The sequence below is a fragment of the Actinopolymorpha rutila genome (genome assembly GCF_013407855.1).
GTDB lineage: Bacteria > Actinomycetota > Actinomycetes > Propionibacteriales > Actinopolymorphaceae > Actinopolymorpha > Actinopolymorpha rutila.
Genome location: NZ_JACBZH010000001.1, coordinates 428,291 through 440,208, shown reverse-complemented (window position 1 = coordinate 440,208; position 11,918 = coordinate 428,291). Strand labels below are relative to the sequence as shown.

At 69.5% G+C, this 11,918-nt stretch carries 8 protein-coding genes; 3 read left to right on the top strand and 5 right to left on the bottom strand.

Translation table 11 applies throughout. From position 1 onward, the window contains the following. Positions 1 to 263: 263 nt before the first annotated feature. Positions 264 to 1,517, bottom strand: a complete 1,254-nt coding sequence (locus tag F4554_RS01840) for a hypothetical protein (RefSeq protein ID WP_179785753.1) — start codon at positions 1,515 to 1,517, stop codon at positions 264 to 266. A 146-nt stretch (positions 1,518 to 1,663) separates the two neighbouring features. After that, positions 1,664 to 2,551: a sulfotransferase gene (locus F4554_RS01835; RefSeq protein ID WP_179785752.1), complete on the bottom strand. Its 888-nt coding sequence runs from the start codon at positions 2,549 to 2,551 to the stop codon at positions 1,664 to 1,666. A gap of 190 nt (positions 2,552 to 2,741) precedes the next feature. On the opposite strand from F4554_RS01835, the gene F4554_RS01830 reads away from it, so the two are divergent. Further along, positions 2,742 to 4,217 (top strand): polysaccharide pyruvyl transferase family protein, encoded by a 1,476-nt coding sequence (locus F4554_RS01830; RefSeq protein WP_179785751.1) that lies wholly within the window; start codon positions 2,742 to 2,744, stop codon positions 4,215 to 4,217. A 21-nt stretch (positions 4,218 to 4,238) separates the two neighbouring features. Here F4554_RS01830 and F4554_RS01825 read toward each other — a convergent pair whose 3' ends face one another. The 3 genes from F4554_RS01825 to F4554_RS01815 all read right to left on the bottom strand — a co-directional run bounded on the left by F4554_RS01825 (position 4,239) and on the right by F4554_RS01815 (position 9,508). Further along, a complete protein-coding gene (locus tag F4554_RS01825) occupies positions 4,239 to 5,465 on the bottom strand; it encodes a macrolide family glycosyltransferase (RefSeq protein ID WP_202889101.1) in 1,227 nt (408 codons plus the stop codon). Between the two features lie 61 nt (positions 5,466 to 5,526). Continuing rightward, the gene (locus tag F4554_RS01820; RefSeq protein WP_179785750.1) at positions 5,527 to 7,347 is read right to left on the bottom strand and encodes a DUF4185 domain-containing protein; all 1,821 of its coding nucleotides are present in this window, start codon (positions 7,345 to 7,347) and stop codon (positions 5,527 to 5,529) included. Between the two features lie 43 nt (positions 7,348 to 7,390). After that, a complete protein-coding gene (locus F4554_RS01815; RefSeq protein ID WP_179785749.1) occupies positions 7,391 to 9,508 on the bottom strand; it encodes an ABC transporter substrate-binding protein in 2,118 nt (705 codons plus the stop codon). Between the two features lie 285 nt (positions 9,509 to 9,793). On the opposite strand from F4554_RS01815, the gene F4554_RS01810 reads away from it, so the two are divergent. Further along, entirely contained in the window at positions 9,794 to 10,384 is a 591-nt protein-coding gene (locus F4554_RS01810; RefSeq protein WP_179785748.1) for a GNAT family N-acetyltransferase, read from the top strand. Positions 10,385 to 10,449: 65 nt separating this feature from the next. Continuing rightward, complete coding sequence (locus F4554_RS01805) at positions 10,450 to 11,898, top strand: sulfatase-like hydrolase/transferase (protein WP_179785747.1); 1,449 nt, start codon at positions 10,450 to 10,452, stop codon at positions 11,896 to 11,898. Positions 11,899 to 11,918 lie beyond the last annotated feature (20 nt).

The following is an 11,918-nucleotide window of genomic DNA, read 5'->3' as shown; positions in this document are numbered from 1 at the left end:
CTCCCACACTCCGCCTGCGCTTCACAGCGCCGAACCCGACAGACCCCCGCCACCACGGCACAGGCTTTCAGACCCGGCGAGTTACCGTCGAGTCAACCTGACCCGCGCGGCATTGTCACCGCAGCGTCGGCCGGCTGCCACGTTCCGTGTCCGGGGAAAGGCTCCCCTGCTGGCAGGGGAGGCGCCGCCCACGGATGCAGACCCTACGGTCCACTGTGGACGGGCGGCTCGGGGCCCACCGCGGCCGGCTCGCAGGCGGGCACTCAGCGCGGGTGCACGATCCGATAGATATGGACGCCGTAACCGTCGAACGCGTCGCTGAACCGTCCCCGCGACACCGCGACCGTGCGGTCCTCGGCGACGACCTCGACCCGGGACGCGCCGGCCGCCGCGCCGCCGAGGACGAAGTGGCCCACGGTGGACGCGTCCCGCATGGCCACGGCGAACACGTACGTCACCCCGGTCAGCCGCTTCACCATCGTGTCGATCGGCACCGCGGCGTCGGACCCGGTCACCTCGACGGCTCCCGGCAGCGACGGCCGGTTGAGCACCGGCGCCAGCCGGTGGATCAGCGCGTTCGTCGCCGTGACCGCCGCCAGCATCTGCGGGTCGTGCAGCAGCCTGGCCGCGTCGAACTCGGGCGCGAACCGATGGACGAAGTAGAGGATGCCGCGTGACCCGTGGATCAAGGACATCCACACTTCGGCACGGAACTGGTGGGGCGTGACCTGGTTGTTCCCCGAGATGTTGGTGGTCTCGACGAAGTTCCAGATGATCTTGTCCCGGCCGCACCACGCCCGCAGCCGGTCGAGCCCCTTCGCCACCAGCCACAGCGGGAGACCGTCGGCGACCGGGTAGACGTCGAAGCTCACGATGTCGGCGCCCCCGACGTACTTCGGATAGTCGTCGAGAGACGCGTCCGGGCCGCGGCCGATCCAGTCGTCGTCGGCCACCCCCCGGCCCAGGTTGAGGAGCACCGGCCGGGTTCGGTCCGCGCTCACCATCCGGTGGTACCTGTCCGCGATGACCGCCGGGTCGACCGGCGGACCGTAGCCTCCGCCCGGCAGCGGCTGCGCGTTGTCCGGCTCGTCCATCTGGGTCCAGCCGACGAGCGGGCCGGCGGCCTCGCGGCCCAGGCCGACGTCGTTCTGGTCGGCGAGCACCGACATGCCGTACCCCGCGAGGGTCGTCAACTGCTCCTCGGTCGGCCCCTGCCACAGGCCGACGTAGAGGTTGATGCCCGCCTGTTGGTACTGCGGAGCCAGTGCCGGGTCCTGCAGCCATACCCCGATCGGGAAGTACGCCGGATCAGGCCGTGGGCACGGGCCGTTCTCCCAACGGGCGTAGGGATCCGGCGCCATCGGGCCGCCGCGTTCGGTGGGCGACGTGGGCGACGTGGGCGCCCCGGCCATGCCTGCGGTGCGTGCCGACGCCACCGGCGCCACACCCGAGGCGATGGCCGTCCCCGCGGCCAGCGTGAGGAACCTCCGCCGCGACGTTCCACGGTCGTCTGCCATGCCGAGCCTCCCAGAGCCTGCCGGAGCCTGCCGGAGCCACTCGCCGAGCGTGCCTGGACCTGCCCGTCGGCGCATCCCTCCACAATGCGCGCCGACCGCTCCGCCGTCTCCGAGTCTGCCCACATCCGGTCGCGTTCGCCCCCCGGTCAGAAGGAGTGGCGTACGGCGAGAGTGCGGGCCACCCGCTCCTCGTCGTACTCCTCGCCCAGCCAGTCGAACAGCCCGCGCAGCACCGAGGGATCCCTGACGTAGTCGTCGTAGTGCACGTTGTAACCGCGTTCGCCCCGCTTCTCGACCGCCTGCCGCAGCCGCCCCTCCAGGATGGCGAGGTCGGCCAGGGCGTTCGGCGAGTCCGCCACCCACCTGCTCTTGGCGACGTCGGAGAGGTTCCTGGTGTTCAGGACGAACCGCGCGCCCGGGAAGAGCGTCTCCACGAAGCTCAGGTAGTCGTCCGGAGGTGACTGCCACCAGCGGATCTCCTTGAAGCCGGACACGCGGGTCCCGGGCTCCGGGCGCAGCAGCGTCTCCGACACGAGTTGGCGCATGCGGGCGGCGGCGACTCCGGGCGGATAGTTCTCGATGCCGTACCACGGGTGACGGGGCGTCAACGACTCCTCCCCGGACCACTTCACCCGAGCCTCGAGGGCCGCGGAGTGGTACTCGAACAGCCGGTGCAGGCCCCCGCCGTTCTCCCCGCGGATGCAGTACCCCGGGGTTCCGTCGAGCAGGGACATCAGCAGGGTCGATCCCGAACGGCCGTACGTCACGACGAACAGGTACTGCAGATCGGTCCGGCCTTCCGAGGTCCGGTCCGTGCCCTCGGCAGCCCTGCCGTTCTCGGCGGCCCTGCCGTTCTCGGCGGCCCTGCCGTTCTCGGCGGCCCCGCCCCGCACCGCGTCCAGTTCCAGGCTCAGCCGGGCGACCTCTGTACGCAGCCGGTCGTTCTGGCCGCGCAACACGTCCCGGTGATGGACGAGCCGGCCCAGAACGGGGACCGCGGTGGTCGCGACCGTCCGCAGAAAGCTACTGCCCATTTGTGTGACGGCCCCTCACCTCAACGTGACTCCGGCGGGATCAACTGTCCCGTCCGTCCTCCTACCCGGGCGAGGGGCCACTGGACCTGCCGCCGCGGGGACGGCACGATAGGCCATTCGGCGAGAGCCGTGACCCAGACCACCGTCGGCCGGACACGCAACGTGTCCACATCACGCCCAGGAATCTGCCGTGAAGCACATCCTCATCCGCTCGGGCAAGAGCCCGCATCGTGTCGCCACGCCGGCCGAGTTCCTGCACCAGGACCTGATCGGCACCAACACGGGCAATCTGCTGTTCAGCGATTCGGTCCACAAGATGCTGGCGGTGCCGGACACCACGGTGACGTCCAACGGCATCCGTACCGACATCTCCCCCGAGCGCGCCGCCGAGATCAACGAGCGCTACGACGTTTTCGTCGTACCCCTCGCCAACGCCTTCCGTCCCACCTTCCACGCCTCGCTCGACCGGCTGACCAGGCTGATCGAACAGCTCACCATCCCGGTGGTCGTGGTCGGCGTCGGAGCCCAGGTCGGCGAGGACTACGCGACCGACTCGCTGGCACCGATGAACGAGTCCGTACGACGGTTCGCCGCGGCGGTTCTGGACCGCTCCGCGTCCATCGGGGTACGCGGTGAGCTGACCGCGCGTTACCTGAAGGGGCTCGGCTTCGCGGACGTGGACATCATCGGCTGCCCGTCGATGTTCCTGTACGGCGACACGTTCCCCGAGATCCGGGCCACCGAGCTCGACGGGGGTTCGCGGATCGCGGTCAACCTCTCGCCCGACGCCATCCCGGTCGGCGACGTCGCGGGTATCGCCCGGAACGTCTGGCAGAGCTATACGCACCTGACGTACTACGCACAGAACACCGCCGACGGCGAGCTGCTGCTGTGGGGCGACACCACGCCGGAGTCGGGCGTCGCGGACGACTTCCCCCTGCACCTGACCCACCGCCTCCTGTGCGAGAACAAGATGCGTCTGCCGCTGGACCCGGCGACCTGGATCCGGGAGCTCCGCGAGTACGACTTCGCGTTCGGCACCCGCATCCACGGCAACGTCGCGGCCCTGCTGGCGGGTACCCCCGCGGTCGTCCTCACCCACGACTCGCGCACCCTGGAGCTGTGCCGGTACTTCGACCTGCCGAACCGGCCCCTCGCCGGGCTGCCCGCCGATACCGACCCGCGTGAGCTGTACGAGAACGCCGACTTCTCCGCGATGCTGAAGGGCCACGCCGAGCGGTTCGACCGTGTCGCCGCCTTCCTCGACCGCAACGACCTGCGCAACACCTACACCCACGGCGACCGGGGCGCGGTCTTCGACGCCGAGCTGTCCGCTCTCGACCTGCCCGCGTCCATCTCGGTCTGGGATGGCAGCGACGACGGCAACCTGCGTTACCGCATCAGCCGGCTGCGCGAACTGGGCGCGGCGACCGACGCCAGAACCCGGGAGAACGACCGGAAGCTGCGTGGCCGGGTGGCCGCCGCCGAACGCCGCGAGGCCGAGGCCGAGCGGCAGCTCACGACGCTCCGCAAGGAACTCGCGGCGACCCGGAAGCAGCTGGCCGCCCTCGATCGCCGGACGAAGGGGATCGAGAAGCGGGTGATGGTCCGCCTCGGCCCCGCCCTCCGCCGCCGGATTCGCCACCTCAGCCGACGCGACTCGTGACGGGGCTCCGGAGCCGGGGACCTACGGGCGCCGGTGGAGGAGCTCCTCGACGAGTTCGGCGCCGGCCGCGGCCCCGCCACCGGAGCCGAAGCCGGCACCGAGCGCCCTGGCATGGTCACGCGCGGACGGGTCGGACAGCATGCGCTCGACGGCGGCCCGGAGCTCACCGGCCGGGACCGGACGGTGGGACAGGTTCTGGCGCAGCACCACGGCCGCTCCGCGCTCGGCGATGGTCTGCCCGACGACGAGCTGTTCGACCTGCTGCGGGACGACCACCAGCGGCACGGCGTACGCCAGTGCCTCCAACGCGCTGTTCATCCCGCCGTGGGTGACGAAGACGGCCGCCCTGCGCAGAATCTCCAACTGGGGAACGGTCGTGCGGACCAGCGTGTTGGCCGGTGGCGTACCGAGCTCACCGGGATCGGTGGAGTGGCCGACGGCCAGGACGACCCGCGCGGGGAGGTCGGCGAGCGCGGTGAAGCACGTACGGAAGAACTCACCGGTGCCGGCGTGCAAGGTGCCCAGCGAGACCAGGACCACGGGGTCGGGACCGTCCACGTGTGCGGCGAGTTCGGTATCCAGCTCGCCTACGCGCAGGTCCGGGTTGACGGTGGGCCCGAGGAAGTGACAGCGCTCGTCCAGACGGGAGTTGGCCGGCTGGATCTCGCGCGGGATCGGGAACAACGTCAGGTCACCGGACATCGGCAGCATCGGCGTACTCGGCACGGCCCCGTTACCGAAGCGCCGCAGCACCCGTCGCCGCGCGCGGACCGCCTGGGGGAAGTCGGGCAGCATCAGCCGCAGGGTGTACGCCCATTCGCCGGCTGTCAGGCCCCTGAAGTCCGCCGGCCCGAGCAGCATGGTCGTCATGAACGAGATCGTCGGCAGGTCGAGGCCGGCGGCGGTCACCCGCCCCCACAGGGCGTTGGAGTCGTACGCCACCGCGTCCGGGCGTTCCCGCGCGAACTCCTCCCGCAGGAACGGCACCAGCGCCAGAGTCGCCTCCAGCACCTTCGCGACCACCCGGACGGAGCTGCCGGACTGCGTGGCGGCGGCGATGTCGCGGGAGCTGATCGCGCCGTCCGGATAGGCCCGGAACTTCGCACCGGCGCGCTCCACCGCGTCCGCGAACTCGCCGGTGGAGTAGTACGTCACGTCGACACCCCGGCCGACGAGTTCGCGGACCAACGGCAGGCTGGGGTTGACGTGCCCGGAGGCGGGCATCCCCGTCATCACGATGTGGCTCATCGGTCTCCGCTCCCTGACGCAGCCCTCAGCGACGTCCACCGGTGACGTGCACAGGCAAACGCTAGCGCTGTGCGGCCGGGTCGTAGAAGACCTCGAGCTCGGCGATCGAGGTGAAGTGTGCGGGTCCGCCCGGCCGCCCGACGAGCCGGATCCCGTCTCCCCACGTCGGTGTGAACGTCAGCGTGTAGGCCTGGTACGACCCGGCGCTGTCGTCGTACGGGTAGTCGGGGGTGATCCGCAGACCTCGTACGTCGGTCCACCTGTGCTCGCGACGGACCTGCACCCGCAGCCCGCCGTCGGCCGCGTCGAACCAGCCGCCGTCGGGGAACATCGTTCCCGTGGTGTAGACGAGCCGGTTCAGGTGGTAGGCCCGCGGCCAGATGTAGCCCCACCGGTCGGCCTCCTTCGCCGAGCCGTCCCAGCTGTCCTCACCGAGGTCGGTCCGACCGTCGTTGAGGTAGTGCGACCTGCCGTAGTGGCAGGTCTTGTCGACCACCACGGTGCCGGGTGCCGTGCGGACGAGGTTGCCGGCCGGGTCGGGTGGTTTCGCCGGTGAGGTCCGGTGGTAGGGCTCCAGGCTGAGCCGGCGCAGGGAGAAGTTGTAGTTGTTGCGCGGGTGCCCGGTGCCGACGAACCAGTTCGACTGGACCCACAGCTGCCGGCCGTCCGCCGAGACGAACTTCGACGGCGCCACGGTGGCGTACCCGCCGTTCTTCGGTCCGGGCGTTCCGGGTTCGGATCCCCACCACGGATAGGGGCCGAAGTCCTTGTGCTGGAACAGTTTCCACGGTCCCCACGGCGCCGGCGCCTCGTAGAACTCGTAGGTGTACTCGGTCCATGACAGGTACAGAAAGCGTTTCAGGCCAGGGTTGTAGACCACACAGCCCTGGGACAACACGCTGTTGCCGTCCTCGGTCACCGCGCCGGGATACACGCGCCGTTCGTCGTGCAGCACCGCCACCCGGTCGCCGAGCTCCCTGCTCCACGTCGGCCTGCCGCCGCGCACACCCGCGAAGAACTGCCACGTCGACCGGTCCAGGATCGACCCGATCGGGGCTCGCGCCAGCCATAGGTCGAGCGGGTCGTCGACGATGCCGCTGAACGAGTCGCGCCAGTTGTTGTCCAGGCCGTACGCGTAGACGTAACCGGCGTCGGCTCGGCCGAGCATCGACGACCGGGAGTTGCTCTGCCCGAAGTCGCAGAAGAACACCGTGGTGAAGATGTGGTCGGTGAACATCGGCTCCGACGTGGGCTGCCACGTGCGGCCGTAGTCGGTCGAGCGGACGATCGTCGCCGCCGGCGCCTCGTTGAAAGCATGTGGGTTGCCGGGTGCGCCCGGATCCGGCGGCCGGCGCAGGTCCTGCACGGCGAGGTACAGCTCGTCCCTACCGTCACCGTTGCCGTCGACGGCCACCATCCCGGTCGGCTTGCGGTTGAAGTTCGCGGGATCGGACCAGATGCGGACGATGTCGTCGCCGGCCGTCAGCCGTACGCCGGACAGGCCGGTCTCGGGGGTGCCGTCGATGCGGTTGACCACGATGTCGGACCACGCCTCGTCGGAGAAGCCGCGACCGTCGCCGTTGGCCGTATAGAGGGCGCCGTCGTCGGCCCAGGCCGTCGGCCACAGGTCTCCGTCGCTCTCGGTGTCGAGCTCGTCGGCGTACGGCACGGAGGAGGTCGCGAAGAACCTGCTGTCGACCTCGACCAGCGCGGCGGCGGGAGAGGCTGCGAAGGCTGGCAAGAAGGGCGCGGCCGCCCCGGTCACCCCGGTCGCCGCGAGTGTCGACGCGCCACCCAGTAACAGGCCCCGCCGGGACACGCGCGCCGACCGTCGCGAGGCGGCGTCGGCCGCCGGACCGTCGTCGTGCTGGGCGTCGGACATGGCGGATCGCCCTCCTGTACTGGCGGTTGGGGTGCGCGGCGGGTCAGGTGTGCTCGGAGGGGTTCTCCCAGTAGTACGCCTCCGGGTCGTAGACGGCGGGCGTCGGGTGGGACCAGGTGTTGGCCAGCCCGCCGTAGGCGAGTTCGTCCTGGCTGGGGACGTTGCGCAGGTCCTGGTGGACGACCAGCGGTGTCGGGAAGTTGGCCACCGAGCACTGGAAGAACGGGCCTTCCTCCACGTGGATCCTGATCATGTCCCACACGGTCCTGGTCCGCTTCAGGGCCTCGGGCTCCGCCAACGCCTTCGCCAGTCCCTGCCACAGCCGGTCGACCGGCCCGCCCTTGTCGGGTTCGAGGCGGGGAGGCGTGCGCTTCCACGGGCTGACGTCGGCCTCGGCGTGCTCGGCCGAGGTACCCCTGGCCTTCCACCACTGGGCCTGCAGCGGCGCCCACACGCTCGGCTCGGTCGAGCAGAACCAGTAGTACAGAACGAGATGGTCGTGCAGGGTGGTGAGTCCCCAGCCACCCTGTGACATCAGCTCGCCGCGTTCCCACTGTTCCCCGAACACCGTCGGCGGGCGCGGGTCGAGCTTGACCGAGACGCCGATCTTCTCCCAGTCGCGTTTCAGCATCTGGTTGTAGGTGACGCTTTCCTCGGTGGTGTCCGCGGAGTAACTGACGACGATGGCCAGCTTGTCGCCGCCGGGCAGGTTGCGCATGCCGTCGCCGTCGGAGTCGACCACGCCGAGCTTGTCCAGCATCCGCTTGGCCCTGTCCGGGTCGTAGGCCGCGTAGCTGTCCTTCCAGGCCTTGTACATCTTCGGCCCGTCCGGCGGGGTGTGATACTCGATCGACTGCGTACTGTGCGTCCCGGTCGTGATCTGCCCGGTGTTGAAGTACAACGTCTTGCGTACGTCCTCGCGGTTGTGCGCGAGCGAGAGGGCCTGCCGGAACTCCGGAGTGCGGATCAGCTTCCGCATCTGCTCGTCCGGGTAGTCGAAGTTGAAGAAGAACGCCGGCGTGCCGCCGGTTCCGGTGTTCCACAGGAGCACCCTGGTCCTGCTCTTCGCCGCCGAGCGCTTCAACCCACTGACGTCGGACAGGAGGAGCGGTACGGAAGCACCCCAGGTGCCGGCGTAGTCCGCTTGGCCGTTCTGCACCTGCAGCTTGCCGACCTGCGGGTCCTGGAACAACGGCATGCTGAGAACGTCGATGTACGGAAGCTGGTTGCCCTCGGTGTCGACGCACCAGTAGTAGGGGTTGCGTTCCCAGGTGACCCGCACACCCTCACGGTAGGAACGCAGCTTCCATCCGGTCAGGGTCGGGCAGTCGGGGTTTATCGCGTAGTTCATCTTCTCGGCGTGCTGGTTCGCCCAGTCCTCGCCCACCTTGGAGTTGTAGGTGGCGTGGAACTGCTTCAGATAGTGCTTGGGCTGGAACCACCCGTCCCACTGGACGTACCGCGCCAACTGGAAGATGACCACCGGGCTCGGCGCGTTGAAGTCCATGACGAGCGTGTACCCGTCCGGCGCCGACAGCTTCATCGGTGTGCCCTTGCTGGAACGCCCGCTGTCCGGCGCCTCCGCCGGATAGTCGTCGTTCAGCACAAGGTCCTTCCACCAGTACATCGCGTCGGCGGCGGTCAGCGGTGCGCCGTCGGACCAGCGCACACCCTTGCGCAGGTGGAGTGTCCACTGCGACGCGTCGTCGTTGGACTCCCAGGACTCCACCAGTCCGGGTCCGAGATCCTGGGAGTCGTTGAGCCACCGCAGTGGCGCGTGCCCGTACATCAGGGTGGTCGGTGAGAACGTCGTGGACGCCGACGCCGGCATGCGCAGCGTTCCGCCGTACTTTCCGGTCCGCAGCCAACGGTGCGGCACGACGTACGGCCGGCCTGGAACGCGCTTGCCGACCGGTGGCAGTTCACCGGCCTTGACCCGCCTCGTCAGGGCCGGCGCCTCGTGCAGTTGCTTCGGTGCTGCCAGTGGTTTCGCCGGGGAGCCCTTGCGGTTGGCGGACTTCGGACTTACCGAAGGCTTTCCGCCGGCGTTCGTCGAGGATCCGGAGCAGGCGGCGATCGTCGTGGTCACCGCGGCGAGTGCGGAACCGATCAGGAGCCGACGCCGGCCGATGTTTCCACTGCGCTCATCGAGTGTGTCCACGGTCGGCCCTTCGCGATATGGGTACGAGAACTCCCGGGGGTTCCGACGTGGAACGACCGTCGGCTCCCCGCAACGCGTGGCCCGGGACGGGAACGCATGGCCAGAACTGTTCAGAGCTGTTCAGAGCTGTTCAGAGCTGTTGGAACAAGATGAAGCAGCGATCTTGCGTTGAGTCGGCAACGTAACCGCAAAGTCGCGGACCGTCAACGACACTGCACCGCCACTGGCAGCATCCGGTCAGTCGGTGTCCGTCTGTCTTGCCTGCACTCCCTAGGGTTCCTGGCCATGACCGACTCCGCGGACCCGTCGACGACCAACCCGGTCGACCTCGACGCTCTGGCCGGGGCCAGCGTGCGCCTCAGGGAGCTGCACGAAGCCGACCTGGCGTCTCTGTGCGCCTGGTGGGCCGACCCGCGAATCGTGCCGTTCCAGGTCGCCGGGCCGCCGCACCTTCGCCCATCCGACGGCGTACGGGAGATGTTCCGCACCTGGAGTGCGAACGACGGCCTCGACTGCGGTTTCAGCATCGTGGCCAAGGACTCCGGCGAACTCCTCGGACACGGCGCGCTGTTCCAGACGCAGCCGAAGGACCGCTGCGCAACCCTCGGGATCTTCCTCGGCCCCGACCACCACGGCCAGGGCTTCGGCACGGACGCGGTGCGGGTGTTGGTGCGGTACGGCTTCGCCCAGCTGGGACTGCACCGCATCCAGCTTGAGGTCTTCGCCTTCAACCAGCCGGCGATCGCCAGCTACCGCAAGGTCGGATTCGTCGAGGAGGGACGGCGGCGTTCGGCGGTGTACCGTAACGGCGCATGGCACGACGAGGTGCTCATGGGCATGCTCCGTACGGAGTGGCCGGGCCAGGGCATGTCGTAGGTCGTCTGCCAGCGCCCACAGGCCAACCGAGGAGCCCGGCCGCACGTCGGAAGGGATGAGTGCGCGTGTCCGACCGGCCGAACATCGTGTTGATCGTGGGTGAGGACATCGGCCGGATCGCCGGTTGCTACGGCGACGACTACGTGCGTACGCCCAACCTCGACCGGCTGGCCGCACGCGGATGTCGTTACGACGAGGCGTACTCCACCTATCCCGTCTGCGCCCCGTCCCGGTCGACGATGGTCACCGGGCAGTATCCGATGAGGATCGGCACGCACCAGATGCGGTCCACGCTGGTGCACCCGCCGCGGTTGTTCACCCACGAGCTCCGCGACGCGGGCTACCACGTGAGCTGGCCGACCAAACTGGACTTCAACTTCGAGCCGTCGAGTGACTGGCGTGACGACGACGAGCCGTGGGTGGACAGGTTGCGGGCGGGCGCCATGCCGCGCCAACCCTGGTTCGCGTACGTCAACCTCGCGATCACCCACGAGTCGTCCATGTGGCCGGATGCGGGCGAGTACGCCGACCGCGAGGGCCTGGAACACTGGGACCCGCGCAAGCCACGCCCGCCGCGCGTCACCGAGCCGGCGGACGTGCCGGTGCCGTCGTACCTCCCGGACACGCCCGTCGTGCGCGGCGACATCGCCCGGCACGCCGACAACATCGCCGAACTCGACCGGCAGGTCGGGCAGATCCTCGACGCGCTGGACGCCTCCGGGCAGGCCGGCAACACCGTCGTGATGTTCCTGGCCGACCACGGGCGCGGCCTGCCGCGCGAGAAGCGCTGGCCCTACAGCACGGGCATCCACATGCCGCTGCTGGTCAGCTGGCCCGGCGTCGTCGAGCCCGGCAGTGTCAGCGACCGGCTGGTGTCCTGGGTCGATCTCGCGCCGACGTTCTGCTCGATCGCGGGCGCGCCGATCCCTGCCTACTACGACGGTGCGGCGTTCCTCGGTGCCGCCGAAGCCCCGCCGCGCGACCGGGTGTTCGCCGGGCGCGACCGGATGGACGAGTCGTTCGACCGGGTGCGGGTCGTCCGCGATCGGCGCTACCACTACGTGCGCAACTTCTACCCGCAGATTCCGTACTGTCAACGCAACCTTTACATGGAGAACATGCCGACGATGCAGGAGCTCCGCCGGCTCAACGCGGCCGGGGAGCTCCACGGCACCGCTGCGATCTTCATGCCGCCGCGCAAACCCGCAGAGGAGTTGTACGACGTGCGCACGGATCCGGAGTGCGTGCACGATCTGGCGGGCGATCCGGACCACGCCGACGTACGCGCCCGGATGGCCGCCGAGCTGGACCGCTTCCTCGCCGACATCGACGACCTGGGCGCGTATCCCGAGCGCGACCTGGTGGCGAAGGGTCTGGTCGCCGACCGGATCGAGGAGTTCCGCGCCCGGCTCGCCCCACTGCCGCCGGAGTTCCAGCGGGGCTACCCGTTGGCCGTCTTCGAACCGGCCGACCTGCCGCACGCCGAAGCCAACACCGAAGCCGGCGGCGTCTGACCGCCGGCTTCGGTCCACCC

Coding starts and splice junctions, on each gene's coding strand:
- F4554_RS01840 (WP_179785753.1), bottom strand. CDS start 1,517: ATGGCAGACGACCGTGGAACGTCGCGGCGGAGGTTCCTCACGCTGGCC.
- F4554_RS01825 (WP_202889101.1), bottom strand. CDS start 5,465: ATGAGCCACATCGTGATGACGGGGATGCCCGCCTCCGGGCACGTCAAC.
- F4554_RS01835 (WP_179785752.1), bottom strand. CDS start 2,551: ATGGGCAGTAGCTTTCTGCGGACGGTCGCGACCACCGCGGTCCCCGTT.
- F4554_RS01810 (WP_179785748.1), top strand. CDS start 9,794: ATGACCGACTCCGCGGACCCGTCGACGACCAACCCGGTCGACCTCGAC.
- F4554_RS01820 (WP_179785750.1), bottom strand. CDS start 7,347: ATGTCCGACGCCCAGCACGACGACGGTCCGGCGGCCGACGCCGCCTCG.